Genomic DNA, 26,294 nt, shown 5'->3' with positions numbered 1-26,294 from the left:
TGCTCCGCCGCCCACCCGCTCGGCGATCTCCATCCGGTTCAGGCGGGGTTCGGGGGATCCGTAGGGGTCGATGCCTCCTTGAGAGCGGCCCAGCGGGTCTCTCGTGAGGCGTCGTCGTGCCAGAGGGAGCCGAAGGAGTCGGTGGGAGGCAGGAAGTCGTACGGCTCGAAGTCGGGGTCCGGGGTGGGGCGGCTGTCGGCGGAGGTGGCGTGCCGCGCCTCCGGGCGCCGCCGAAGTCGTACGCGTGAGAGCCAGGTGGTCCGCGGCCGCGGCTTCTGAACGTGGGGTCCGGGCCGAGGGGCCTGCTCAGAGGGCCCTGGGTGCTCGGGGGACTTGAACAGGGCTCTCGACTGCTCGTAACCCGGAACGTGAGCCTGCCGATCCCGAGCCGGAGGCTCCTGGACCGAGGGCTCCTGGACCGAGGACTCTTGGACCGGAGGCTCCTGGACTGGAAGCCCGCGGACCGGAAGCTCGCGGGCCGACGGCTCCTGGGCCGCACGCCCCTGGACCTGGCCCTGGACCGGAAGCTCCTCGACCCGCCGACTCCGGGCCCGAGGCCCCCGTGCCCGAAGCACCCACAGCCGCACCCGAGGTTCCCGCAGCCGCCAGGCCCGCAGCGCCAGCCCCACCGGCACGCCCACCGCCGCGATCCACCCCGCCGCCGCGGGCCCCGTCTGCCACCAGACGGGGCCGAAGTCGGCGAGCGTGGCCACCCCGAGGGGTCCGCCCGCCAGGGCGGCGAGTGCAGCGAGGGCCAGCCCGCAGAGAAGTGCCGCGAGCGCCACGTTCCCGGCGGTCCGCCCGCACGACCAGGCCGCGTCGGGCCGGGTCGTCGGCGAAGTCGTCCCCGCCCGTCCGGCCGTCGCCGAAACCGCGCCCACCTCCCCCGCATCGTGCCTCCGCGGAACCCCCGCCCCCACCGCGAACCAGGCCACCACCACCCCCGCCACCAACGGCACAGCTCCCGCGGCCCAGTTCACGGGAGTCCCCGGTCCCGCCTCCGGAACCGCCGCCAGCAGGGGAAACGGCGGCACCAGCGAACCTGGCGGAAGCAGCGAACCGGGCGACGACAACAAGGAGGCCGCCGCGTGCCCGTCCCCGAGCACGAAACCCGGTCCGAGGGCGTAGGCCGCCCCCCACACCGCCGCGTTCGGGACGAGGGCCAGTGCCAGCAGCAGCACCGCGAAGCGGCCCGACCAGCTCTCCGTGAGCTGCAAGAACGACTCGCGGGCCAGGCCTCCGTGCCACACCAGCGAGGCGCCGACGAGCACGACCCCGCCTCCCACGAGCACCGCCACCCCCGCACTCGCGGCGCGCACGGCGGTCGGAAGCCGGGCGCCGGCAGAGAAGGGGAGGGCGTCGAGAGCCCGGCGCACGGACTGCGGCAGGGGCCCCCGCGGGCGCCCGTACGCCGTCCACACGCCCGCCCCCGCCGCGATCACCGCGAGCAGCGGCGGCCACACCGCGACCGACACCCATGACGGCCGCAGCGCACCGCTCGAGGCGTACACCGCGGCGGCCGCGCCGACCGTCAGATAACCGGCGACGACACCACCCCATGCCGCGCGGACGGCGGGCGGTACCGACTCCGCGTCGCCGTACGCCGCGTCGCGTGCCGCGCGGTGCAGCAGCCACGCGGGCAGTGCGACCAGGAGCAGCGGGGTGACGCCGACGGGCGCGGGTACGCCGGACAGCGTGTCCGTACGGACGAGTTCGGCGCCGTGCGCGAGCAGCCACATCGCGGCCGCGATGTGCAGCGCCCCGTCAGGACCGCTGTCCGGGTAGGGCGAACTGATCCACAGGACCATGACGAGTACGGCGAACGCGCCGAGCCCGAGACCCGCCGCGAGCGCGCCGCCCACCAGCCCCGCGGCCAGTCCTGGCGGCCTCTCGCGCGAGCGGGTGAGCTGGGGCGGCAATGACGGGCTGCGGTCTGTCATCCGAGTCACGCTCGCCATGCTCCCAACGACACGCGCTTTCCCGTCGTAACAGGCGAACCATGGATGTGTCGCTCAATATACGGTTTATGTGCTTTTACGTACGAAGGGGCGCCGCCAGGTGACGCAAACCGCTGCCCCTTCCCCTGTCCCCGACTCGGCGGCCACCTCCACCCCCACTGCCGCCCTGACTCCCGCTCAGGCCTTCGACGCCCTGTACGCGTTCGCCGCCCCCGCCCTCGTACGGCAGACCTATCTGCTCACCGGGCGGCGTGAGCTGGCACGCGAGTCCGTGGAGCGGGCCTTCCAACTGGCGTGGCAGCGCTGGCCGGAGGTGGCCGTCGACCGGGATCCGGCGGGCTGGGTGCGCGCGGCGGCGTACGAGTGCGCGATGTCCCCTTGGCACCGGCTGCGCCTTCGCCACCGCGTCCCCGAGCCGCCGCCCGCCGCCCTGGACGACCGCCGGCTGCTCTCCGCCCTGTTGAACCTGCCGCCGGTGTACCGCCGCACGCTGCTCCTGTACGACGGTCTCGGGCTCGGTCTGCCGGAGACCGCGGCCGAGTCGGAGGCGAGCACCCCCGCGGCGGCGAACCGGCTGCTGCACGCGCGCGAGGCCGTCGCCGCGCGCCTCCCGGACCTGGCGGACCCGGAGGAGCTGCGGTGCCGGCTGACGGAGCTCGGGAGCACGGAGGGGCTACGGGCCACCGCGAAGCCCGTCGTGGTGCGCTCGGGCAGCGAGCGCCGCGCCCGCCGCTGGACCCGCGCGGCCATCGCCTTCACGATCCTGCTCATCGGCTCCACCGCACTCACGGTGCGCACGGCTCCCGATCACTATGAAGCCCCGCAGGCCCCGGGGGCTTCGGTCCACGGTGTACCGCCGCGCTCGGGTCCCGGATCTCTGTCCGAGAAGGACGTGGAGCTCCGTACCAAGCTCCGCTCGACGTTCGGGAAAGGCCCGGAGAGGGTGATTCCCGAGACCCGCTGAGGAACGCCGGGACAACACCGGGAAACGCGGACGGGCCCGCACCCCTGGAGAAGGAGTGCGGGCCCGGCCACGTACCAGCGATCAGGCGTTTCAGCCGTTTCAGCCGTTTCAGCCGTTTCAGCCGGCGAGGATCTCGCGGGCCAGCTTGGCGGTCTCCGTCGGCGTCTTGCCGACCTTGACGCCGGCGGCCTCGAGGGCCTCCTTCTTCGCGGCGGCCGTGCCGGAGGAGCCGGAGACGATGGCGCCGGCGTGGCCCATGGTCTTGCCCTCGGGCGCGGTGAAGCCGGCGACGTAGCCGACGACCGGCTTCGTCACGTTGGCCTTGATGAAGTCGGCCGCGCGCTCCTCGGCGTCGCCGCCGATCTCGCCGATCATCACGATCAGGTCGGTGTCGGGGTCGGCCTCGAACGCGGCGAGCGCGTCGATGTGCGTCGTACCGATGATCGGGTCGCCACCGATGCCGACGGCCGACGAGAAGCCGATGTCACGGAGCTCGTACATCATCTGGTACGTCAGCGTGCCGGACTTCGAGACCAGGCCGATGCGGCCCGGCTTCGTGATGTCGCCCGGGATGATGCCGGCGTTGGACTGGCCCGGGGTGATGAGACCGGGGCAGTTCGGGCCGATGATGCGGGTCTTGTTGCCCTTCGACTTCGCGTACGCCCAGAAGGCGGCGGAGTCGTGGACGGCGATGCCCTCGGTGATGACGACCGCGAGGGGGATCTCGGCGTCGATGGCCTCGACGACGGCGGCCTTGGAGAAGGCCGGCGGCACGAAGAGGACGGAGACGTTGGCGCCCGTCTTCTCGATCGCCTCGGCGACCGTGCCGAAGACCGGGATCTCGGTGCCGTCGACGTCGACCGTCGTACCGGCCTTGCGCGGGTTGACACCGCCGACGATGTTGGTGCCGTCGGCGAGCATGAGCTTGGTGTGCTTCATGCCCGTGGCACCGGTCATGCCCTGGACGATGACCTTGCTGTCCTTGTTGAGGAAGATAGCCATGGCTGTGGTTTTCCCTCGTCCCTTACTTGGCCGCGGCCAGCTCGGCGGCCTTGTCGGCCGCGCCGTCCATGGTGTCCACGCGCTGCACCAGCGGGTGGTTGGCGTCCGACAGGATCTTGCGACCCAGCTCCGCGTTGTTGCCGTCGAGACGGACAACGAGCGGCTTGGTGACTTCCTCGCCCTTGTCGGCGAGCAGCTGCAGTGCCTGGACGATGCCGTTGGCGACCTCGTCACAGGCGGTGATGCCACCGAAGACGTTGACGAAGACGGACTTGACGTCCGGGTCGCCGAGGATGATCTCGAGACCGTTGGCCATGACCTGCGCCGAGGCGCCGCCGCCGATGTCGAGGAAGTTGGCGGGCTTCACGCCGCCGTGGGCCTCACCGGCGTACGCGACGACGTCGAGGGTGCTCATGACGAGACCCGCGCCGTTGCCGATGATGCCGACCTCGCCCTCGAGCTTGACGTAGTTGAGGTTCTTGGCCTTGGCCGCGGCCTCGAGCGGGTCGGCCGCGTCCTTGTCCTCGAGGGCCGCGTGCTCCGGCTGGCGGAAGTCGGCGTTCTCGTCCAGGGAGACCTTGCCGTCCAGCGCCAGGATGTCGCCGGAGGCGACCTTGGCGAGCGGGTTGACCTCGACGAGCAGCGCGTCCTCGGCGATGAAGGTGTCCCACAGGGTCACCATGACCTCGGCGACCTTCTCGGCGACCTCGGCCGGGAACTTCGCCTGGGCGACGATCTCGCGGGCCTTCTCGATCGAGACGCCCTCGACGGCGTCGACCGGGACCTTGGCGAGGGCCTCGGGGGTCTTCTCGGCGACCTCCTCGATGTCCATGCCGCCCTGTACGGAGGCCATGGCGAGGAAGGTGCGGTTCGTACGGTCGAGGAGGTACGAGACGTAGTACTCCTCGAGGATCTCCGGAGCCGTCTCGGCGATCATCACCTTGTGGACCGTGTGGCCCTTGATGTCCATGCCGAGGATGTCCGTCGCGCGGGCGACGGCCTCGTCCGGGGTGGCGGCCAGCTTCACGCCGCCGGCCTTGCCGCGGCCACCGACCTTGACCTGGGCCTTGACGACGGACTTGCCGCCAAGACGCTCGGTCGCCGCGCGCGCCCCCTCAGGCGTGTCGATGACTTCACCGGCCAGCACCGGTACACCGTGCTTGGCGAAGAGGTCCCTCGCCTGGTACTCGAACAGGTCCACGCGCGTCCGTCCCTATCAGTGATCTCGCCGCTCTGCGGTTAGCTGTCTGCGTGGGCGTGCCGCGAAGGGCAACGTGACTGCGCGGTCACAAGGAGGGCGTGGGCACGGGGCCGGCACGCGGCATGTCCGTCTCGCAGGTTATCGCCGCCGACGGCGGGTCCCTAAATCGCAGATCACACCTGGGCGGTGATTACGGTCACAGATTGCCAGTCTAAAGGGCCTCACCAGGCTGGGGTTTGCCTGGTGAGGCCCCTCGAACAGCCCCGAAGGGTGACCTAAGGGGCGCGGAGCGGCCGGTCCCCACCCCAATGGGGACCACCCGCCCCAGCCGCAGGGTTTCGGTCGGACGGACCGATGGCTTTCGGCCGTACGGGGCCGGGGCCCTGCGGAGTCGGATGGGGTGCCGTACAGCCGGCCGCCGGGCGCGGCCGTACGGCGGGAGCGTCGGTCAGACGCCGTAGGGGGAGCCGTACTGGCCGTACTGGCCGTGCTGGGCCGTCGTCAGGTAGCTCGGAGTCACGGACTCCGCCACGCCCTGGACGCCGATGGCGGCATTTCCGGCCAGCGGGCCGGCGGCCGACTCGACCGTTCCGGTCAGCTCCTGCGCGAAGGGGTCGACCTGGCCGACCGCCCCGGTCGCGAACGGGGCGACCTCACCGACCACGCCGCCCGCGAACGGGGCGACCTCGCCGGCCACACCGTCCGCGAAGGGCCGTACGTCGCCCGTGACGCCGTACGCCAGCGTCGTGGCGCTGCCGCCGACGCCGTCCACGGCGGGCTGGACGTACTGGACGACGGTGTCCACGATCGGCTGCACCGCGCCGACGACGCCCTCGGCGAACGGGGACACCTGGCCGACCACACCCTGCGCGAACGGGTCGGCCTGGCCGGCCACTCCGTACACGAACGGGTCGACCTGGCCGGCCACTCCGTACGCGAGCGGCGGGACCTCGCCGACCACGCCGCCCGCGAACGGCTGGACGTCGCCGACGACGCCACCCGTCAGCGTGCTCGCGTCCCCGACCGCCTGTCCGGAGACCGGGACCGCTCCGTCCACTGCGGTGGCGGCGACGGGCGGCAGCACGGAGGCGGCCGTCTCGTCGGTGACCTGGCCGCCCAGACCGGTGGCGTACGGCTGGACGTCGGCGACCACGCCGGTGGCGTAGGGCGTGACATCGCCGACGACGCCGGTCGCGTACGGGGCCGCTCCCCCGACCACGCCCGTCGCGTACGGGGCCACGTCGCCGGTGACTCCGTCGGTGTACGAGCGCACGTCGGCCACCACGCCGTAGGCCAGGGAGGTGGCGTCGCCGACGGCCTGGTCGGCGACCGGGGCCACGCCGGCCACGGCGCCGGTGGCGTAGGGGGTGGCACCGGTCACGGTCTGGCCGGCGACGGGGGTGACGCCGGTGACGGCCTGCCCGGCGATCGGCGTGACGCCGTGGACGGCGGTGGCGGCGACGGGCGGCAGCACGGAGGCGGCCGTCTCGTCGACGACCGGGGTGACGGTCCCCTGGACGCCGTGAACGGTGGAGGGGAGCCCGGTGACGGTGCCGGCCGCCTCGGCCTTCACTGAGGTGACGGTGGCCTGGGCCCGGCCGCCGGCGGTGGCCACGGTGCCGTGGACTTCGGTGGCGGTGCCGTGGACCTGGCCCCTGGCGCCGGTGACCGTGCCCTGGACCTGGGCGGGGACGGCGTCGAGAGTGCCCTGGACCTGGTTGGGCGCGGTGTTCGCGGTGCGACGGGCTTCGGTGGCCGTGCGGCCGGCGGTGGCGACGGTCTGCTGGACCTTGGCACGGGCGCCGGAGGGAACGCCTGTGGCCCCGGTGGCGGTGCGCTGGGCGGCCCCGAGCTGCGTCTGCGCGGCGGCGAGAGCCTGCTCCAGCTTCGGCGCGAACGCCGACAGCGGGCCGAAGAGGTAGTCGACCTCGTCCTGGGGCGCGGTGGCGTCGGACGCCGTGTCGGACATCGCGTCCGCCGCCTCGGCCGTGGCCTTGACCTTCGTGCCGGCCGCGGCCTTGGTCTCCTGGGCGGCCGATGCGACCGTGGAGCCCGCGGTGTGGGCGGTGGCCTTCGCCTGCACGGCCCGGTGGGCGACCTGGTGCGCGGGCAGCTCGCCCTCGACGTACTGGCGGGCCTGATCGGCCGCCTTCGTCTTCGCGTCGACGGTCGCCTTCGCGTCGGCGGTCGCCTTCGCGTCGGCGGTCGTGTCGCTGACGGTCGCCTGGGCGGTCTGCGCCGTGTCGGCGACCGTGCCGCCGGTGACACCGGAGACCGTGTCGGTCACGGTGTCGGTGACGGTGTTCGTGATCGTGCCGAGCGTGCCGTCCGTGTCGTCCACGGACAGGGACGCGTCGGGTACGGAGGCGGACGTCGCGGACAGTTCGTCCGCGCTGGCGACGGCGGAGCCGAGCGCCCAGGCGCCGGTGACGCCGGCGGCTATGACGATGGAACGGCGAATGTTCTTGTGCATGCGTGCGTCAGATCCTTCGGGATACCGAGAGTTCGGGACGTGTGGTGTGGGGGCATTCCGGGTGCCGGAGACCGGGCCTCCGTGGCGCGATGGCCGATGCGCGGTGCCGGTCAGGGGAGTTGAGGACCGACGACTGCGGCAGCGGTGCGCATCCGGTGGCTGAGCCCGGGGTTGCGTCCGGCTGGTCGCGTCCGGAGATCGGAGGGATGTCCGGACGAACGGGCGGACCTGTTCCGCCCCCGCGCGGCAGGTCTCAGCGGGGGAAGGTCCGTCCTAGCCGGGGAACGCCGGAATGTCCCGGTGCCTGTCCCGGGTCCCGGCCGCGGTGACGTCCGCGGCGGCGCCGGGCACCAGCGTCGGCCGGGCCCGTTCGTTCAATGCGACGGCCTGTGCGTCGCCGTGCCGCGACGACCCGTTGTCGACCGCGGAATGACGTCCCAACGCACCCGTGGGGTCGCCGTCGGGAGCGTCGTGCGCGGGCGCGTGTTCGGCTCGCGTGTCATTGGCGTGGGCGTCCTGGCCCACCTCGGCGCCGACGGCCACCGGGCCGCCGGCGAGCTGCGGCCCGTACGCCGCCACGCTCTTGTCGTGCGCCTTCTCCTCGGCCGCCTGGTGCCTCTCCGTCACTCCGCCCGGCTGCTGCGGTGCCGTACCGACCGGCAACGTCTGGCCCGGGATGCCGGGCAGCCCCGGAAGCCCGGGAAGGCCCGGCAGCGTGGGGAGTTCAGGCATCGACGGCCACCACTGCGGCGGGGCCGTCGGCTCGGCGATCCCACCGGTGATCTGATCCACCAGACCCCCGATGGGCCGTACGACACCATCGACGGCCGACGGTACGACGCGGCCTGTGACCGGGCGCACGACAGGCTCAACGGTCGCGGTGACCGGGCGTACGACGCGCTGGACTCCGTCGGTCACGGGCGTGATCGGTGTGATCGGCGTGATCGCCTTGGGGAGCCCGGCGAGTTCGGAGGTGGTGGCCGACGACGGCGAGGTGGCCGAGGATGGCGAGGTGGCCGAGGATGGCGAGGTGGCCGACGACGGCGAGTTCGAGCCCGTCGGCCGCTCTTCGGCCCACTGCTGCGAACCCTTCGCCGACTGCCCGACCGAGCTCGCCAGCAGCCGCTCGGCCGAACCTTCCACCGAACGGACAACCTCCGACGGCGACAGCGACGGCGTCGGAGTCGGAGTCGGGGCCGAAGGCAAGGCCGAGGCCGAGGTCGAGGTCGACGCGGCACCGTCCGCCGCTCCGGCCTGCTCACCGAAGAGGAGCCCCAGCACGAACAACCCGCCCACCAGCAGCACCACTTGCAGCGCACGCCTCCCCGCCGCCGTACGCGTCACGCGCAGAGCGACACCGGGCAGTGCGGCTGACAGGGTCAAGACGGGGCGAGTCTCCCGTGCGGAGGGACGAGGCGTGTCGAGGTGGGGCAGAACGAGGGGCGCGGCCTAACGCTGCGCGCCCCCTGAAGACCTGCCGATCCTCGCACGGGACTCCGGAGGTTGCGCAAGTCCCCTGTTACCGATGGACACTCATGTCCGGTTTTCCATGTCCCAGCACCACATGCGCCGTTAACCGCCTTTGCCGCGACCTCCTGCGCCACTCCTGCCTGTGCCGCTACTGCCCCTACCGCCCCGGGCTCCCGGTGTCCGGTATCGGCAGTGGGCGCTTCTCGATCGCCGCCGCCATCACCTCCGGGAAGAGGTCGGGCGTGCAGGCGAACGCCGGTGCGTCCAGCGCCGCGAGCGCCGCCGCGTGCTCACGGTCGTACGCGGGAGCCCCCTCGTCGGACAGCGCGAGCAACGTCACGAACTGCACCCCCGACGCCTTCATCGCCGCGACCCGCTTCAGCATCTCGTTCCGTATGCCCCCTTCGTAGAGGTCGCTGATGAGCACGACCACGGTGTCGGCGGGGCGCGTGATCTGCGACTGGCAGTACGCGAGCGCCCTGTTGATGTCCGTCCCGCCGCCGAGCTGCGTGCCGAAGAGCACGTCGACCGGGTCGTCGAGCTGGTCGGTGAGGTCGACCACGGCCGTGTCGAAGACGACGAGCCGGGTGTTGATGGACCGCATGGAGGCGAGCACCGCGCCGAACACCGACGCGTACACGACCGACGCCGCCATCGACCCCGACTGGTCGATGCAGAGGATGACCTCCTTCTTCACGGACTGTGACGCGCGCCCGTACCCGATGAGCCGCTCGGGCACGATCGTGCGGTACTCGGGCAGGTAGTGCTTGAGGTTGGCCGAAATCGTGCGGTTCCAGTCGATGTCATGGTGGCGGGGCCGGTTGATACGGGCACTGCGGTCCAGGGCTCCGGTGAGGGTCGCCCGGGTCCGGGTCGCGAGCCGCTTCTCCAGGTCCTCGACCACCTTGCGTACGACCGCCCGTGCCGTCTCCTTGGTCGTCTCGGGCATGGCCTTGTTGAGCGACAGCAGGGTGCCGACCAGGTGGACGTCGGCCTCCACCGCCTCGAGCATCTCCGGTTCGAGCAGCAGGGTGGACAGGCCGAGCCGGTCGATGGCGTCCCGCTGCATGACCTGGACGACGGAGGACGGGAAGTACGTCCGTATGTCCCCGAGCCAGCGCGCGACGGACGGCGCCGACGCTCCCAGCCCGGCCGACCGCTCCCGCCCCGCCCGTGCCTTGCCGTCCTTCCCGTACAACGCGCTCAGCGCCCCGTCCATCGCGGCGTCCCGCCCGCCGAGCGCACACCCGGTGCCGTCCGCCTCCTCCCCGCCGAGCACGAGCCGCCAGCGCCGCAGCCGTTCAGCAGAGGCATCGGCCGGGCCGACCTCGTTCTCGGTCTCGTTCTCGGCGAGGTGATCGGCCTGGTCAGTCACTCCCGTGCTCATCGGGCCACCCCCACAAGGTCGTTGTCATCGGCGTCATCGGCGCCCTCGGTTTCGTCCAGCCCCAGCAGCAGGCGCAGCACCGGCAGTACGGCGTCCGCACGTTCGGCGTCGAGGTCGGGGGCGAAGCCGGGTATGCCGGAGGAGGCGGCCATGGCACTCCCGCGCGTTCCCGGGCCGCGCCGGACCAGTTCGCCGAGAGTGCGGCGCACCCCGGGCTCGTACGCCGAGAACGTGCGCCGCAGCAAGGGCAGCACATCGGTGAACGCGTCCCCCGGCACCCCGGTCAGCCAGGCGTCGACCAGCCCGAGCAGCCGCTCGTCGTGCACGAGCAGCATCCCGCCCCCGGAACCCCCACCGACGAACCCCTCGATCCACGCGGCCGCGTCCCCCGGCGCCGTCCCCGGCGACAGCACGAGCCCCATGAGCCGCGCGGCCTCGTCCTGCGCCAACTCCCCGTCGTCCAGCAGCAGTCGGACGGCCCGCCCCCGAATGACCCCGGGGACCGTGTCCCGCCCGGAGAGCGTGCCCAGCACGGCGTGCCAACGGCCACGTATGCCGGCACGGGGCCCGGAGCCGGCCGGGGAGCCGGGGGAGCCGAAGCTCGCACCAGACCCAGACCCAGACCCAGACCCAGCCTCGGCCCCAGACCCGGCTCCGACGTCGGGCTCGGACTCGGCCCCGATGTCGGGCTCGGACTTGGGCTCGCCCTTGCCCCCTGACTCACTCGCCGCGGAGTCCTCGTCCTCGTCGTCCTCGTCTTCTCCCTCCCCCAGCAACCCCACCGCCCCATGCACCGCGTCCACATGCCCCCGCATCTCCTCGGCGGCGTCCGCGTCCAGCGCGGCGCAGGCCGGGGGCAGGCCCACGAAGACGCGCTCCGCGAGACCCGCGGCGACCTCGGCCAGGGCCTGTGTGCCCGTGCCGCGTACGTCGCCGTAGCGGAGGGAGCGGACCAGGGCGGGCAGGGCCTGGGCGAGGTGGCCGACGTCGGCGTCCAGGGCGGCACGGTCGGCGAGAATCCGCATCACCACGGGCAGCGCGTCCGGGAGTTCGGCGAGGAGGCAGCGCTCGGCGAGAGCCGTGACGTCGGCCAGCGAACCCGCGCCGACGGCGTCCGTCTCGGCCTTCGCGGTCGCGGCGGCGACCACGGTCGTGCCCCACACCCCGGCCTCGGCGACCCGCACCGCCAGCTCCGGCTCCCAGCGCAGCCGCCAGGTCTCCCGGAACGTACCGGTACTGCCGCGCGACGCGACCGGCTCGCCCCACTCGACGCCCAGGAGCCGCAGCCGGTGCAGCAGCCTGCTGCGCTCGGCGTCGTTCTCCTTGCGCAGGTCGAGCTCCAGCTCCCGCTCCTGCGCCTCCGGCTTGAGCCGCAACCGCCGCTGGATCCGCGCGAGGTCGCGCTGCAACGGGACCGCGGGCGCCGACGCGGGCACCTCGCCCAGCACGTCACCGACGACGAGCTTGTCGTGTACGAGCGCGAGCGGTACGTCCGAGCCCTCGCACATCACGGCCCGTACGGCATCGGTGGTCTCGGTGAGGCCCGGCAGCGGCCGGCCCCGCATCGCGGCGAGCGTGTCGGCGAGCCGCACGGCCTCGATGACGTGCGCGGACGAGACGAGCCGGTCCTCGTCCCGCAGCAGCCCGGCCACCTTCGTCATCCAGCGCTCGATCGGGCGGTCGGCCGTGCTGAACAAGTGCCCGTACCAGCCCGGCGAGTCGATCCCCGCGCCGTAACCACTCACCCGCGACAGCCGCCGGTGCGTCCAGGGCACCCACGTCATGTCGGCCTTCGCCTTGGGCAGCCCCTTGAGCAGCGCCCGGTCGGCGGCGACGGTCGTCCTCTGCCGCAGCGCGGGCACGTGCCAGGCCCCGCACACCACGGCCACGTCGTCCCCGAACTCACGCTGCGCCGCCCGCACTTGGAGCCGCATATACGCCTCCCGCACGAGATCCCGCTCGTGCCCCCCGGTCCCGTACGCCTCCCGCAGCGCCCCCATCGCCTCGCCGAGCACCTCGAACGGCGCGAAGGCGTCCCCGTCCCGCAGCCCCCGGTGCTCGATCACGTCCTCCCACCACCGCTCGGGGTCGTCGTACCCGGCGGTCTCTGCGAGCACGGCGAGCGGGTCGATCCGGATGGCCTCCTCGGCCGCACCGCTGCCCGCCGTCTCCGGCGTCTCGGGCTCGCCCGTTCCCGGATCAGCCGACGGACCTGTGCCGGAGGTACCCGGCTCTCCGTCCGCATCCGGCCCGTCCGGTGTCGCGGACCCATCCGGCGCCTCCTCGCGCCCCCACGCCAGCGTGTGCGTGGCCGGGAGGTCGATGAAGCGGGCCGGAACATCGTGTTCCAGGGCCCAGCGGATGGCCACCCACTCCGGGGAGAACTCGGCCAGTGGCCAGAACGCCGACCGCCCCGGCTCATCCACGACATGCGCGAGGAGTGCGACAGGCGGCTGCATACCCTCGTCGGCGGCGAGCGCGATCAGCGCGTCGGCCTCCGGCGGCCCTTCGATGAGTACGGTGCGCGGGCTCGACGCCTCAAGGGCAGCCCGTACGGCCCGTGCCGAACCGGGTCCGTGGTGCCGCACCCCGAGCAGCAACGGCCCCGGCCCCCGCCCGACACCTTCGGCCCGCTCAGCCTCCGGCAGGATTCCGCTCACGCGCCCACCTCCCGGCAGGCCCGGTAGAAGTCCTTCCAGCCGTCGCGCTCGCGGACGACCGCCTCCAGGTACTCCTGCCAGATGACGCGGTCGGCGGCGGGGTCGCGGATTACGGCGCCCTGGATGCCCGCGGCGACGTCGCTCGCGCGCAGGACGCCGTCCCCGAAGTGGGCGGCCAGGGCGAGCCCGTTGGTGACGACGGAGATGGCCTCCGCGGTGGACAGCGTGCCGCTGGGCGACTTCAGCTTCGTACGGCCGTCGGCGGTGAGCCCGTCGCGCAGCTCACGGAAGACGGTGACGACGCGGCGGATCTCGTCGATGCCGTCGGGCGCTGTGGGCAGGTCGAGAGAGCGGCCGATCTGGTCGACCCGGCGCGAGACGATCTCGACCTCGGCGTCGGCGCTCTCCGGCAGCGGCAGGACCACCGTGTTGAAACGGCGGCGCAGGGCGCTCGACAGGTCGTTCACCCCGCGGTCGCGGTCGTTGGCGGTCGCGATGAGGTTGAAGCCCCTTACGGCCTGCACCTCAGACCCCAACTCCGGTATCGGCAGGGTCTTTTCCGACAGGATCGTGATGAGGCTGTCCTGTACGTCGGCGGGGATGCGGGTCAGTTCCTCGACGCGGGCCGTCATCCCTTCCGCCATCGCGCGCATGACCGGGCTCGGGACGAGTGCGTCGCGGCTCGGGCCGTGCGCGAGCAGCTGCGCGTAGTTCCAGCCGTAGCGGATCGCCTCCTCCGGCGTGCCGGCCGTGCCCTGCACGAGCAGGGTGGAGTCGCCGCTGACCGCCGCGGCGAGGTGCTCGGACACCCACGTCTTCGCCGTGCCGGGCACGCCGAGCAGGAGCAGCGCCCGGTCGGTGGCGAGCGTGGTCACGGCGACCTCGACGATGCGGCGCGGCCCCACGTACTTCGGTGTGATCACCGTGCCGTCCGGGAGCGTGCCGCCGAGCAGGTAGGTCGCGACGGCCCACGGTGACATCCGCCAGCGGGCCGGGCGTGGGCGGTCGTCCTGCGCGGCCAGCGCCGCGAGCTCGGCGGCGAACGCGTCCTCGGCGTGCGGCCGCAGCTCCTCGCCCGTTTCTCGCGCGGGCGCGGACGGCGACGTGGGCGCGCCCTCGCTCCCGTCCCCGCCCACGGGCGTGGAGTGGTGCTGGCTCGGGTCGACGGACGTCGGGTCGACGGACACGGACATGGAGCGGTCCCCCTTGCGGCTCGGCCGGTTCGGATCTGGTTCCACCGTGCACCACGCCACTGACAATCGGCCCTGACCTGCGCAAAGGCACTCGGCTCGATCGATTGTCAGTGGTGGGATCTACCTTCGATGACATGACTCAGCAGGGGGTGCGCTGGACTGCGGATCAGGTGCTGGCACTGGCGCCTGACGCCGCGTCACGCAAGGCGGGCAGCAAGCTCGGCGCGGCCGGGCCGTGGTCGGAGGCGGGCAGTTCTGACGAGGGGACGGTGTGGGGACTGTGCAGGGGAAGTGGCAGCAAGCCGTACCGGACGGTGATCGACATCGCGGACTCCACCGGGCCCGCGTACAAGTGCAGTTGCCCGAGCCGCAAGTTCCCGTGCAAGCACGCGCTGGGACTGCTGCTGCTCTGGGCGGGCGAGGACGGCACGGTGCCGCGGGGGCAGGCGCCGGACTGGGCGGGAGAGTGGATAGAGGGGAGGAGGAAGTGCGCGGACGACAAGCGAGCGGCGAGCGCGGCGGGTTCCCCGTCCTCGGGTGACCCGGAGGCGGCGCGGCGCAGGGCGGAGCGGCGGGCCGAGAAGATCACCGCGGGGGCGGCGGAGCTGGAGCAGCGGCTGGCCGACCTGCTGCGGGGCGGCCTGGCCGCGGCGGAGCAGGCGGGGTACGGGCTGTGGGAGGAGACCGCGGCCCGGATGGTCGACGCGCAGGCACCGGGACTGGCAGGGCGTGTGCGGGAGTTGGGGGCGATCCCGTCGTCGGGACCCGGCTGGCCGGTGCGGCTGCTGGAGGAGTGCGCGCTGCTCCATCTCCTCGACCAGGGCTGGCTGCGCCGTGAGCGGCTGCCGGACGGCCTGGCGGCGACGGTCCGTTCGCGGATCGGGCTGTCCGGTTCGGCGGACGGCCCTCCGGTGCGCGACCACTGGCTGGTCCTGGCCCAGTACGACACGGCGGACAGCCGCCTCACGACGCGCCGCATCTGGTTGCACGGGGCGGAGTCGGGGCGCACGGCCCTGCTCCTGTCGTACGGGGCGGCCGGCCGCGCACCCGAACTGGCGCTGCCTGTCGGGCTGGCGCTCGACGCGGAGGTGTCCGCGTATCCGGGTGCGGGACAGCTGCGGGTCGCGCTGGGCGAGCAGTTCACGCCTCCTGCGCCCGTGCCGCTCCGGCCGCCCGGGGTGAGCGTGGCACGGGCGGCGGCTCAGTACGGCGAGGCTCTCCGGGACGACCCGTGGCTGGACTCCCACCCGGTGACGCTCGGCCGCGTCATACCGACCCCGGACGGCGACAGCTGGCAACTGGCGGATGCCGACGGCGAGTTGGCCCTCCCGCTCACCCCCGCCGCCCAGTCCCGATCCGGTCTGTGGCGCCTGGTCGCCCTCTCCGGCGGCACACCGGTCACGGTCTTCGGAGAGTGCGGCCACCGCGGCTTCACCCCGCTCACGGCCTGGCCGGAGGGCCCTGGAGAGGCGGTGACCCTGTGCTGATGCCACCGCCTCCAGCCTCCTCACCGCCGATGGATCTATGGAAGGGACTCTCATGAACAGGACCCCCGCCCCCACGGGCACGGCGGCGGCTGTCACGGACACGTCTGGCGGGAGCCGCTGGGAGGAGCTCGTGACCTCGGCGCTGCTGGGGACCGCGCGGCGTACGCCGTCAGGAGTGGCGGCCGGGCGGGAGGCCCCGGCGGCGTTGCTGGACGCGGCGGCCGTGGAGACCGTGCGGCGGCGGGCCGGGATGCGGCCCGGGCGGGCGGCGGCCCGGTTGGAACCCGCGGCGGAGGATCCGCGACCGGCGTTGCCGTCGGCGGCCGCGCGCCGGCTGGCGATGCTGCTCGCCGACCGCTCCGGGGCGGCGGGCGGCGGCCGCAGAGGGGCGGCTCCCGATCTCATGGAGCTGCTGCCGCAATGGCTCGCCACGGCAAACCGCCGCGGGTGCGCGGCACCCCCGGAGGCGCTGCCGGCGCTGTTGGACGCGGCCCGGGGGCGTACGGACCTACGGCCGGCGGTGCTGGCGTTCGCGGGACCGCGGGCGCTGTGGCTGGCCCGGCTGAACCCGGACTGGCGCTTCGCGCTGCGGTCGACGCCGGGCGGCGGTGCGGCCCTGCCGGGCCTCGAAGAGCCCATGGGAGGGCCCCCGCTCGAGCAAAGCCGCGAGTGGGGGAAGGTGCGGACGTTGTGGGAGGAGGGCCTGTTCGCCGAGCGGGTCGCGCTCCTCTCCGCGATACGGGCACGGGACGCGGGGGCGGCACGGGACCTGCTCGCCACGACATGGGCGACCGAGCGGGCGGAGGACCGGCTGATGTTCCTCGACTCGTTGCGGACGGGACTGTGCGCGGCGGACGAGCCCTTCCTGGAGCAGGCGTTGGCCGACCGGAGCCGCAATGTGCGGGCCACGGCGGCGGAGTTGCTGTCCGCCCTGCCCGGCTCCGCGCTCGCCGGGCGGATGGCGGAGCGCGCCGGGTCCTGCGTGGCCGTCGACCATACGCACGGCACGCCGACGATCGTGGTCGAGGCGCCGCACGAGTGCGATCCCGGCATGGAGCGGGACGGAGTGGTTCCCCAGCCTCCGGCCGGACGGGGCCAACGATCGTGGTGGCTGGGCCAGTTGGTGGAGGCGGCACCGCTCGGCACCTGGTCGCGGCGGCTCGGGGGACGTACGCCGCAGGAGATCGTGGCGCTGCCCGTGGCCGACGACTGGCAGGGCGAGCTGCACGCTGCGTGGTGCAGGGCGGCGGTGCGGCAGCGTGACCCTTCCTGGTCCCGGGCACTGCTCGGGTCTCCCGCGGCACCGGAGGCCGGCGGGCCTGGGGCGGTGTCGCTCGCCGAGCGGGCGAAGCTGCTCGGCACGCTGAGGGCTGCGGAACGGGCCGACTGGGTGGCGGGATTCATAGCCGTGCACGGTCTGTCCGAGGCGTTTCAGCTGCTCGGGGTGTGCGCGGTGCCCTGGGCGGGACCTCTGGGGCGGGCCGTGGTCGACGCCCTCAACATCGCGCGCGACGCGGGGAGTTATCCATGGAGTTTCAGCGGAGTCATGGGCCTGGCCGAGCGCTGCCTCGACCCTTCCGAGGCCGCCCACCTCGAATCCCTCACAGCCATCCCCGACGAACCGGAGAACGCGGCCCCGGGCGCCGGTGGTTACTGGGCGGAGTCCTTCCAACGCCTGGTCACCACCCTGCGCCTGCGCGCGGCGATGCAGAGGGAGCTCACGGAGATGTGAGTACGGGTCCCTGTCATGTGCCGCTCTCTTTGGGACGGGTGCCGCCCCAGCGGCACGATTGCCCACGGCTACGCAGGACAGCAGCGCGGACGTGCCCCGTAAGGGGCGCGGGGAACTGCGCGCTCAGCCCAGGACAACCCGCAGATGGCATTCAGCCGCGAGCACCACTTCTTCAGGGGCGCGGGGCTGTGACATGTGCGGCTCCGCCGGGTGGGCGCGACCAGCCCAACTCAACCCGCGCCCATCCACCCGGTGGAGCCCTACGCCCCGGCAGGCTGCCGGACGTTCGCGCGCACCCAGTCCACGATCGACGCCGTCGTGGCCCCGGGCGTGAAGATCTCCGCGACGCCCTTCTCCTTCAGCGGCGGAATGTCCGCCTCAGGAATGATCCCGCCGCCGAACACCTTGATGTCCGCCGCATCGCGCTCCTTCAGGAGCTCGATGACCGCGGCGAAAAGCGTGTTGTGGGCACCGGAAAGGATGGAGAGACCGATCGCGTCGGCATCCTCCTGGATCGCCGTGTCCACGATCTGCTCGGGCGTCTGATGGAGACCGGTGTAGATGACCTCCATGCCCGCATCGCGCAGCGCCCGCGCGATCACCTTCGCCCCGCGATCGTGACCGTCGAGGCCCGGCTTGGCCACCACCACGCGGATCGGACCGGCTGCCACACCCATCACTGCCTCCATGAACCGACTACACCGATCTGCAGAGATCTGCTTCGACATCGACCGTCATCCGTCGACCGCCGTTGTTCGATCTGTACCGACATTTTGACCTGTACCGAGTGCCAGCACCCGACTACCGACTGATAGCACCCGCTGACCGCGACGGCGACTCGCCGCCACCGCGCCCACGTCAGATATGCCCCAGTGGCACACCCACCCCGCACCGCACGGCCGGGGGAAGTGAACGAACGTTATCGCCAGCATCCCGCAACCGGCAGTTTCGCGGTGCGGACCGAGGGGGAAATCACACGATGGGACAAGTTCGCCGCGCACCGATCCCGCACCATGCGGCACATGGGCCGCACCCTGCGGTCGATGAACCGCATTGGGACCGGGCGCAAGGGGAGCCGCTACGAGGTCGCCGCACCGCCGCGCCGTCAGCCGCGCGGCACGGTGGTGCGGCGCATCGGCGATCGCACGACGACGGGCAGCCCCGTCGCCCCACCGGCGTCACACACGCCGCACGTGCACCGTCGCCTTCCTTGTCGCCGGCTTCTCACGAGGGCACACGGGGGACGGAGTCGTCCTCCCGTGCGCCGACGGGAGGTCGGCCATGAAGGTCACCTGGGCAGTGTCGCCCCTCATTCCGCTCTGCCAGCGCCTGCTGCCCAGCAGACTGGCCGGACTCTCACTCACCCTCCTGAAGGCGACCGCCCTGGAGATCGCGATCCTCGCGGGCCACCTCCTCCTGTACCCCTCCGGCATCACTCCGGAGCGCCGCCCGACCCCGATCCCACCCCGCATCCCGGCCGATCCGACCGGCACAAGCACCACCGGCACAGGCGCCGACGTCGGCACCGACGACACGCCCGACACCCCCCGGCTCCTCACCCCGGCCAAGCCCCCGGTCGTCCTCCTGCACGGCTTCATAGACAACCGCTCGGTCTTCGTGCTCCTGCGCCGCTCCCTGGCCCAGCACGGCAGGCAGCAGGTCGAGTCGCTCAACTACTCTCCGCTGACCTGCGACATACGGACCGCAGCCGAGCTGCTCGGCCGGCACATAGAGGAGATCTGCGAGCGCACCGGTCACCACGAGGTGGACATCGTCGGGCACAGCCTCGGCGGACTGATCGCGCGCTACTACGCGCAGCGTCTGGGCGGTGACGTCCGCGTCCGGACCCTCGTCACGCTCGGCACGCCGCACTCGGGCACACGAGTCGCGCCGCTGATGAACGCGCACCCGATCGTCCGCCAGATGCGTCCCGGTTCCGACGTGCTCGAGGAGCTGTGCCGGCCGGCCCCGCACTGCCGGACGCGGTTCGTGAGTTTCTGGAGCGACCTCGACCAGTTGATGGACCCGCTGGAGACCGCGTGCATCGAGCACCCCGACCTGCTCGCGCAGAACGTCCGGGTGAGCGGAATCGGGCACCTCGCCCTGCCCGTGCACCCCGCCGTCGCGGCCGGTATACGGCAGGCCCTGGACGCCGAGGAGACAGGCGCCCGCGCCGCCGCCCGGACCGGCGGCCTCACAGTGGCGTGACGGGTAGCGACGCAAACAGTGCCGTAACGGGTAGCGACGCAAAGGGACATGACGTCAACCGACGCGGCGAAGCGTTGGTGACACAACAGCTGGTGGCGTAACCGGAAATCGTCGCCGGAAGCTCCGCAGCCGACTCCGGGGACCCGCATTTCTTCGAACATTCATCGAACGCAAGGCCAAAGCTGTGCCCGCCGTCCGCCGAAAGGCGGCCGAATGCCCGTTTCCTGAGAGGGGGAAACCTGCCGAAGATTGTCGCGCCCTCATACCGCCGGGTACAGTCGCCGCACTGCTCTGCCAGCCCCTGTCGTCGAGGCGAAAGAGAAGTTGGTGAACGACCGTCACCCGTCGGGGACCGTAACTCCCCCGGCTCCGGCTCCCGAGGCCGCCTCGGCGCATCACGCGTCCTATGGCCAGCAGGGAGTCCAGTACGGCGACTTCACCACGCACGGCGCATACGCCGCCACTGGTTTTGACGCGACCGCCTCCGGCACGTACGGCACGACGGGCAGCTACGACACGACCGGCGCCTACGCGACGACGCACTTCGACACCGACCCCCTGTTCGGCGACCTCCCCGGCAACGGCGGCGGAACCGACGGCAGCGGGGGCGGCACGGGTTCGTACGACGCCGCGCAGTGGGGCACCGGCAGCCATCAGACGCTGAACTACGATCCGTACGCGGCCCAGCACCACGCCGCCTACGAGACCGGCAGCTATGACACGAGCGGCGTCTGGCCGGACGTCGGTTACCAGCAGCTCGGCCAGATCCCGGCGCAGGCCACGAGCCCCGAGGGCACCGGCCAGTGGGACGCGAACGCCTGGCACCAGGCCGACCCGGTCGACCACGCCCAGCAGTGGACCGCGCCGACCTTCGAGACAGGCACGTACGACGCGACGGCGTGGAACTCGGACGGCGGCGACCAGCCCCACCCCCAGGCCCACCAGAGCCAGGGCCAGGATCAGAACCACGTCGAGCATCAGGCCGCTCACGAGTCCTACGACCAGCAAGGCTCGTACGACCAGCACGAGTCCTATGACCAGCAAAGCTCGTACGACCAGCACGAGTCCTACGATCGGCACGGGTCGTACGACCACCAGCAGGCCACCACTACTTTCGAGCAGGTCCCGTACGAGGAACAGGCCACCGCGGAAGGCGAGTTCAACCCCTCCGACGACGCCGACGCGGACTCCGGTACCGGTGACCACAGCTACTCCCCCGATGAACCCCCGCTCCTCGATGGCGTCGAGGGGGTCTCTCCCGTCGCCACCGCCGCGCCGGCCGGCCGCTCCGCGTCACGCGCGGCCGGCCGTTCCGCGTCCCGGTCCCGCCGCCGGACCCCGCCGAAGCGTTCCGCTCTGCTGACGATCGCCGTGCCCTCGGCGTGCGTGATGGGCGTGGCCGGGATCGCCGCGGCGTCCGTGACCGGCGGCAGCGACAACGACGTCCAGACGACGGCCGCCGCGCCCGACGCGAGCGCCGTGCAGCCGTCGGCCGCGAACAACAAGCTGGACACCCAGCTCGAAAACCTCTCGGCGGACGCGGACGACTTCGCCGACCGTGCGAGCCGTACGCAGGAACGCATCGACCTGAAGGCCCAGCAGGCCGCCGAGAAGCAAAAGGCGGCAGCGGAGGCGGCGCGCAAGGAGCGGCTGCGGCCGAAGTTCGCGCTACCGGTCGAACAGAAGGGGCTCAGCGCCTACTACGGCCAGGCCGGCATCAACTGGATGTCCGTGCACACCGGCGTCGACTTCCCCGTCTCGTACGGCACGACGGTGCTGGCCGCGACCGACGGAACCGTCCGTACGCAGTGGAACAGCGCGTACGGGAACATGATCATCGTGACGGCCAAGGACGGTACGGAGACCTGGTACTGCCACCTCTCCACGTACAAGGTCGCTTCGGGCACCGTGGTGAAGGCCGGCGACCCGATCGCGTACTCCGGCAACTCCGGCAACTCGACCGGCCCGCACCTCCACTTCGAGGTACGCCCGGGCGGCGGCTCGGCGATCGACCCGCTGCCGTGGCTCAGGAGCCACGGCCTCGACCCCACGTGACTCCTCCTCGACCCCACGTGACCCCTTGGGGTCGGAGGCGAAGCCGCCCCACGTGCCCCCTCGGGACGTGACCCCTCAGGGGCTTACAGCTTCTCCACCGGCGCGTATCGCAGCAGCAGCCGCTTCGGCTTGTCCTCGCCGAAGTCGACCGTCGCCTCCGCGTTCGACCCCGTGCCCTTCACGCCGACGACCGTGCCGAGGCCGAACTGGTCGTGTGTGACCCGGTCTCCGACCGCCAGCGACACCACCGGCTTCTCCGCGGCGCCGCGGCGCGTGGCGAAGCCTGACGCGCCCGAGGCCGCCGAGCGGGAGTGGGAGGACGACAGCGAGGCCGCCACACCCGCGGCCGGGCCGGAGGGCACCGCGCCCATGGACCCCGTGCGCTTCCACTCCAGATGCGCGTCCGGGATCTCCTCAAGGAAGCGGGACGGCGGGTTGTACGAGGGCTGCCCCCAGGCGCTGCGCATCGACGAACGGGTCAGATACAGCCGCTCCCGCGCGCGCGTGATGCCGACGTAGGCGAGCCGCCGCTCCTCCTCCAGCTCCTTGGTCTGGCCGAGCGCCCGCATGTGCGGGAAGACGCCGTCCTCCATGCCGGTCAGGAACACCACCGGGAACTCGAGGCCCTTGGCGGTGTGCAGGGTCATGAGCGTTATCACGCCGGACCCGTCCTCTTCCTCGTCCGGGATCTGGTCGGAGTCGGCGACGAGCGCGACCCGCTCCAGGAAGTCGGAGAGACTGCCCGCGGCCTCGCCCTCACCGGCCTCCTGCTCGAACTCCAGGGCCACGGCGGCCAGTTCCTGGAGGTTCTCGATGCGGGTCTCGTCCTGCGGGTCGGTGGACTCCTGCAACTCGGCGAGGTAACCAGTGCGTTCGAACACCGCCTGCACGACGGTGGCCGGGCCGGCGCCCGACTCGACGATCGTCCGGAGGTCCTCCATCAGCGTGTTGAACCGCTTGACGGCGTTGGTCGAACGGGCCGCCATGCCGTACGCCTCGTCGACGCGGCGCAGCGCCTGCGGGAAGCTGATCTTCTCGCGCTGGGAGAGCGCGTCGATCATCGCCTCGGCACGGTCGCCGATGCCTCGCTTGGGGACATTGAGGATGCGGCGCAGCGGCACGGAGTCCTCGGGGTTCGCGAGCACACGCAGGTACGCGAGGACGTCCCGGACCTCCTTGCGCTCGTAGAAGCGGACGCCGCCGACGACCTTGTAGGGCAGGCCGACGCGGATGAAGACCTCTTCGAAGACACGGGACTGCGCGTTCGTACGGTAGAAGACGGCGACGTCGCCCGCTTTCGCGTCGCCGGAGTCGGTGAGGCGGTCGATCTCGTCGGCGACGAACTGGGCCTCGTCGTGCTCCGTGTCCGCCACGTAGCCGGTGATCCGGGCGCCCGCGCCCGCGTTGGTCCACAGGTTCTTGGGGCGGCGCGATTCGTTGCGCTCGATGACCGCGTTGGCGGCGCTCAGGATCGTCTGCGTGGAGCGGTAGTTCTGCTCCAGGAGGATCGTCGTCGCGTCCGGGTAGTCCTCCTCGAACTGGAGGATGTTGCGGATGGTGGCGCCGCGGAAGGCGTAGATCGACTGGTCGGCGTCACCGACGACGCACAGCTCGGCGGGCTGGAGGTCGTGCTCGCTGGGCGGTACGTCCACGGGGTGCTCGGAGGTGCCGACGAGTTCCCGCACGAGCGCGTACTGCGCGTGGTTGGTGTCCTGGTACTCGTCGACCAGTACGTGGCGGAAGCGGCGGCGGTAGTGCTCGGCGACGTCCGGGAAGGCGCGCAGCAGGTTGACCGTCGTCATGATCAGGTCGTCGAAGTCCAGCGCGTTCGCCTCGCGCAGCCGTGACTGGTACATCGCGTAGGCCTGGGCGAGGGTCTTCTCGAAGCCGTCGGCGGCCTGGGCGGCGAAGTCCTCCTCGTCGATCAGCTCGTTCTTCAGGTTCGAGATCTTGGCGCTGAACGACTTGGGCGGGAAGCGCTTGGGGTCGAGGTCCAGGTCACGGCAGACCAGGGCCATGAGGCGCTTGGAGTCGGCGGCGTCGTAGATCGAGAAGGACGACGTGAAGCCGAGCTTCTTCGACTCACGCCGCAGGATGCGCACGCACGCGCTGTGGAAGGTCATCACCCACATCGCGTTCGCCCGCGGGCCGACGAGCTGCTCGACGCGCTCCTTCATCTCGCCCGCGGCCTTGTTCGTGAAGGTGATCGCGAGGATCTGGCCCGGGTGCACCCTGCGCTCGCCCAGCAGATAGGCGATCCGGTGCGTGAGCACCCGGGTCTTGCCGGAGCCCGCGCCGGCCACGATGAGCAGCGGGGAGCCGTGGTGGACCACCGCCGCGCGCTGGTTCTCGTTCAGCCCGTCCAGGAGTGCGGCCGGGTCCACGTGCGGCCGGGGCGCGCCGTCGCGGTAGTACCCGTCCCTGCTCGGCGGCACGTCGAAGCGGCCGCCGAACAAGTCGTCCGGAACCTGCTCCGGCGTCTCGTCCTCGGACGGCGGCGGGGGCTCTTCCTCGTGGGCCTGTGAGGGCTTGAGGTCCGCCAGGAAGCTGTCATCAAAGAGGCTGCTCATCGCTCTCCGAGTCTAGGCGCCCCCACTGACACCCCGCCGCCACCCTGGAAACTCGACGGAATTCGAACCCGACCGCCAAAGGCCGGGCACCCGAGGCCGACGCCCCGGAGCCTCCGGAACCGGCTCGCATCCCACGGGCCCGCCCTGCAGAGGCCGGGCCCGGCTCGAGGCCGGGACCATGGCGGCCGGCCTCTGGAAGCCGAGTGCTCAGAAACCAGGTGCTCAGAAGCCGGGTGCTGAGAAGCCGAGGATCTTCCAGACCTGACCACTCGGCGTCTTCTTACCCTCGAGCGCCGCCCCATTACGGTCCGCGATCGACCAGGCCGACACGTACACCTTCCCGTCGTGCGGGACCTTGGGCACGCGGGCCGTCGGGGCCGAGGGCGAGGGAGGTGGGCACGGACTCGTTCTTGTCGTGGTCGGGAAGACCGTGCAGGCGCGGGCCCGGACAACTCACCACAGATCCCTCCGGATTGACCCCGGAGAGCGAAGCTCAAGGCTAAGGTCACGAAAATGTATCGGGCATATCGCACATCAAACTTCACAGGGGCCACACGAATTGGCTAACTTCTCAGGTGGGCCGTCCGACCCGCACCGGCGAACATCGCCGGGCCGAGCGGCCTCCGCCGAGTCCGGTACGCCCTTGTGGCCGACGGAGCCGGGGACCCACCGACCTTGGGGTGAATCGGTCCAACTCCCTTCTGGGAGAAGGACCGTAGGGCAAACCTTCCGGAGCACCCGCCCGAACCCGACAGCTAACTCGGTAGGCGGATGACGGAAGGAGACGCCCTCGTGGCGCCACACCGCAAGTCGCGGCCCCCCAGTCCCATGGGCATACGGACGCCGGCTCTCGCCACCGCGGCCCTGACCTCGGTGGCCCTGCTGTCACAGACGGCCAACGCCTCGCCCTCCGCGGAGCCCAAGCCGAGCCTGGAGGAAGTCGAGAAGAAGGTCGACGACCTCTACCGTCAGGCGGAGACGGCCACCGGGAAGTACAACGCGGCCAAGGAGAAGACCACCAAGCAGCGCAAGCACGTCGACACCCTGCTCGACGATGTCGCGAAGCGCACGGAGAAGCTCAACACCGCGCGCGAGGAGCTCGGTACGTTCGCCGCCGCGCAGTACCGCACGGGGGCCTCGGCCCCCGACACGGCTTCCCTCCTCCTCGCGGACAACCCGCAGGACTATTTCGACCAGACCCAGCTGATGGACCGGCTGACCAGCCGCCAGAAGCAGGCCGTCGACGACTACGCGACGCAGCAGGCCGCCACGACGGAGAAGCGGCAGGAGGCGTCCGAGAGCCTGGAGGCGCTCACCACGACGCAGAGCACGCTGAAAACGTCGAAGGCGGACGTCCAGCGGAAGCTCGCCGAGGCGCGCGAACTCCTCTCGAAGCTGACCGCCGAGGAGAAGGCGCGGCTCGCGGCGATCGAGCGGGAGAGGCAGGAGGAGGCCCGGCGCAAGGCCGAGGAGCTGGCGCGGCAGCAGGCGGCCGAGGAGGAGCGGCGGCGCCAGGAGGCGGCGGCGCAGGCCCACCAGGACACCGGCACCTCCACGGGTACGGGGAGCACCTCGGGGACGGGTGACACCTCCTACACGGCCAAGGCCGACAAGGCGATCGCGTTCGCCCGCGACCAGATCGGCAAGCCGTACGTCTGGGGCGCGAGCGGCCCCGGCTCGTACGACTGCTCCGGCCTCACCCAGGCCGCCTGGAAGGCGGCCGGCGTCACACTCCCGCGCACCACCTGGGACCAGGTCAATGCCGGCACGACGGTCTCCGTGAACAGCGCCCAGCCCGGTGACCTCGTCTTCTTCTACGACGACATCAGCCACGTCGGCGTCTACATCGGCGACGGCATGATGATCCACGCGCCCAAGCCGGGGGCGTACGTCCGCGAGGAGTCGATCTACTACATGCCGATCCACAGTGTGGT

Annotated in this window: 17 protein-coding genes and 1 riboswitch; of the genes, 6 read left to right on the top strand and 11 right to left on the bottom strand. The window is 72.0% G+C overall.

Going from position 1 to position 26,294, the window contains the following annotated elements; all coding sequences use genetic code 11:
- Positions 1-38: 38 nt before the first annotated feature.
- Positions 39-1,958 (bottom strand): cell division protein PerM, encoded by a 1,920-nt coding sequence (locus tag GAS53_RS09975; RefSeq protein ID WP_192583048.1) that lies wholly within the window; start codon positions 1,956-1,958, stop codon positions 39-41.
- Positions 1,959-2,058: 100 nt separating this feature from the next.
- Between GAS53_RS09975 and GAS53_RS09970 the strand changes: the two genes are divergently transcribed.
- Complete coding sequence (locus GAS53_RS09970; protein ID WP_225858843.1) at positions 2,059-2,922, top strand: SigE family RNA polymerase sigma factor; 864 nt, start codon at positions 2,059-2,061, stop codon at positions 2,920-2,922.
- 117 nt (positions 2,923-3,039) lie between these two features.
- Here GAS53_RS09970 and sucD read toward each other — a convergent pair whose 3' ends face one another.
- From sucD to GAS53_RS09930, 7 genes are all read right to left on the bottom strand, one after another.
- The gene (sucD, locus tag GAS53_RS09965) at positions 3,040-3,924 is read right to left on the bottom strand and encodes a succinate--CoA ligase subunit alpha (protein WP_151477100.1); all 885 of its coding nucleotides are present in this window, start codon (positions 3,922-3,924) and stop codon (positions 3,040-3,042) included.
- A 22-nt stretch (positions 3,925-3,946) separates the two neighbouring features.
- Positions 3,947-5,125 carry an ADP-forming succinate--CoA ligase subunit beta gene (gene sucC / locus GAS53_RS09960; protein ID WP_151477099.1) on the bottom strand — a complete coding sequence of 393 codons (1,179 nt, stop codon included), beginning with the start codon at positions 5,123-5,125 and terminating at the stop codon, positions 3,947-3,949.
- Positions 5,126-5,573: 448 nt separating this feature from the next.
- A complete protein-coding gene (locus GAS53_RS56170) occupies positions 5,574-7,598 on the bottom strand; it encodes a hypothetical protein (protein WP_225858842.1) in 2,025 nt (674 codons plus the stop codon).
- Positions 7,599-7,871: 273 nt separating this feature from the next.
- On the bottom strand, positions 7,872-8,981 hold the full coding sequence (locus tag GAS53_RS09945) for a hypothetical protein (RefSeq protein ID WP_151477098.1): 1,110 nt from the start codon (positions 8,979-8,981) through the stop codon (positions 7,872-7,874).
- Between the two features lie 244 nt (positions 8,982-9,225).
- Positions 9,226-10,455 carry a VWA domain-containing protein gene (locus GAS53_RS09940; protein WP_225858841.1) on the bottom strand — a complete coding sequence of 410 codons (1,230 nt, stop codon included), beginning with the start codon at positions 10,453-10,455 and terminating at the stop codon, positions 9,226-9,228.
- Positions 10,452-13,115: a DUF5682 family protein gene (locus GAS53_RS09935; protein ID WP_225858840.1), complete on the bottom strand. Its 2,664-nt coding sequence runs from the start codon at positions 13,113-13,115 to the stop codon at positions 10,452-10,454. The genes GAS53_RS09940 and GAS53_RS09935 overlap by 4 nt, the downstream gene beginning before the upstream one ends.
- Complete coding sequence (locus GAS53_RS09930) at positions 13,112-14,308, bottom strand: ATP-binding protein (protein ID WP_151477097.1); 1,197 nt, start codon at positions 14,306-14,308, stop codon at positions 13,112-13,114. The genes GAS53_RS09935 and GAS53_RS09930 overlap by 4 nt, the downstream gene beginning before the upstream one ends.
- A 134-nt stretch (positions 14,309-14,442) precedes the next feature.
- Between GAS53_RS09930 and GAS53_RS09925 the strand changes: the two genes are divergently transcribed.
- Positions 14,443-15,795, top strand: coding sequence for an SWIM zinc finger family protein (locus tag GAS53_RS09925; protein ID WP_151477096.1), 1,353 nt, complete (start codon positions 14,443-14,445; stop codon positions 15,793-15,795).
- A 52-nt stretch (positions 15,796-15,847) separates the two neighbouring features.
- On the top strand, positions 15,848-17,527 hold the full coding sequence (locus GAS53_RS09920) for a DUF5691 domain-containing protein (RefSeq protein WP_225858839.1): 1,680 nt from the start codon (positions 15,848-15,850) through the stop codon (positions 17,525-17,527).
- A gap of 260 nt (positions 17,528-17,787) precedes the next feature.
- Here the strand turns inward: GAS53_RS09920 and GAS53_RS09915 are convergent, their stop codons facing one another.
- A complete protein-coding gene (locus GAS53_RS09915; protein WP_151477149.1) occupies positions 17,788-18,204 on the bottom strand; it encodes a cobalamin B12-binding domain-containing protein in 417 nt (138 codons plus the stop codon).
- Between the two features lie 604 nt (positions 18,205-18,808).
- Here GAS53_RS09915 and GAS53_RS09910 point away from each other — a divergent pair.
- Complete coding sequence (locus GAS53_RS09910) at positions 18,809-19,735, top strand: esterase/lipase family protein (RefSeq protein WP_151477095.1); 927 nt, start codon at positions 18,809-18,811, stop codon at positions 19,733-19,735.
- A 327-nt stretch (positions 19,736-20,062) separates the two neighbouring features.
- On the top strand, positions 20,063-21,790 hold the full coding sequence (locus GAS53_RS09905; RefSeq protein ID WP_151477094.1) for a M23 family metallopeptidase: 1,728 nt from the start codon (positions 20,063-20,065) through the stop codon (positions 21,788-21,790).
- 83 nt (positions 21,791-21,873) lie between these two features.
- Here the strand turns inward: GAS53_RS09905 and pcrA are convergent, their stop codons facing one another.
- Together pcrA and GAS53_RS55060 are read right to left on the bottom strand one after the other, a co-directional pair.
- The gene (gene pcrA / locus GAS53_RS09900; RefSeq protein ID WP_151477093.1) at positions 21,874-24,360 is read right to left on the bottom strand and encodes a DNA helicase PcrA; all 2,487 of its coding nucleotides are present in this window, start codon (positions 24,358-24,360) and stop codon (positions 21,874-21,876) included.
- Between the two features lie 222 nt (positions 24,361-24,582).
- Positions 24,583-24,723 carry a hypothetical protein gene (locus GAS53_RS55060; protein WP_192583047.1) on the bottom strand — a complete coding sequence of 47 codons (141 nt, stop codon included), beginning with the start codon at positions 24,721-24,723 and terminating at the stop codon, positions 24,583-24,585.
- A gap of 251 nt (positions 24,724-24,974) precedes the next feature.
- Positions 24,975-25,145: riboswitch (cyclic di-AMP (ydaO/yuaA leader) on the top strand.
- Between the two features lie 7 nt (positions 25,146-25,152).
- Here GAS53_RS55060 and GAS53_RS09895 point away from each other — a divergent pair.
- On the top strand, positions 25,153-26,294 hold a 1,142-nt coding region (locus tag GAS53_RS09895), incomplete at its 3' end, for a C40 family peptidase (protein ID WP_151477148.1).

It is taken from the genome of Streptomyces albicerus (assembly GCF_008905045.1).
GTDB lineage: Bacteria > Actinomycetota > Actinomycetes > Streptomycetales > Streptomycetaceae > Streptomyces > Streptomyces albicerus.
The sequence above is the reverse complement of the archived record's forward strand: the minus strand, read 5'-3'. Positions and strand labels throughout refer to the sequence as shown.

Bases quoted from the DNA above. Each gene is read 5' to 3' on its own strand.
- GAS53_RS09910 (WP_151477095.1), top strand. From the start codon at position 18,809: ATGAAGGTCACCTGGGCAGTGTCGCCCCTCATTCCGCTCTGCCAGCGC.
- GAS53_RS09915 (WP_151477149.1), bottom strand. From the start codon at position 18,204: ATGGGTGTGGCAGCCGGTCCGATCCGCGTGGTGGTGGCCAAGCCGGGC.
- pcrA (WP_151477093.1), bottom strand. From the start codon at position 24,360: ATGAGCAGCCTCTTTGATGACAGCTTCCTGGCGGACCTCAAGCCCTCA.
- GAS53_RS56170 (WP_225858842.1), bottom strand. From the start codon at position 7,598: ATGCACAAGAACATTCGCCGTTCCATCGTCATAGCCGCCGGCGTCACC.
- GAS53_RS09975 (WP_192583048.1), bottom strand. From the start codon at position 1,958: ATGGCGAGCGTGACTCGGATGACAGACCGCAGCCCGTCATTGCCGCCC.
- GAS53_RS09920 (WP_225858839.1), top strand. From the start codon at position 15,848: ATGAACAGGACCCCCGCCCCCACGGGCACGGCGGCGGCTGTCACGGAC.
- GAS53_RS09930 (WP_151477097.1), bottom strand. From the start codon at position 14,308: ATGTCCGTGTCCGTCGACCCGACGTCCGTCGACCCGAGCCAGCACCAC.
- GAS53_RS09925 (WP_151477096.1), top strand. From the start codon at position 14,443: ATGACTCAGCAGGGGGTGCGCTGGACTGCGGATCAGGTGCTGGCACTG.
- sucD (WP_151477100.1), bottom strand. From the start codon at position 3,924: ATGGCTATCTTCCTCAACAAGGACAGCAAGGTCATCGTCCAGGGCATG.
- GAS53_RS09940 (WP_225858841.1), bottom strand. From the start codon at position 10,455: ATGAGCACGGGAGTGACTGACCAGGCCGATCACCTCGCCGAGAACGAG.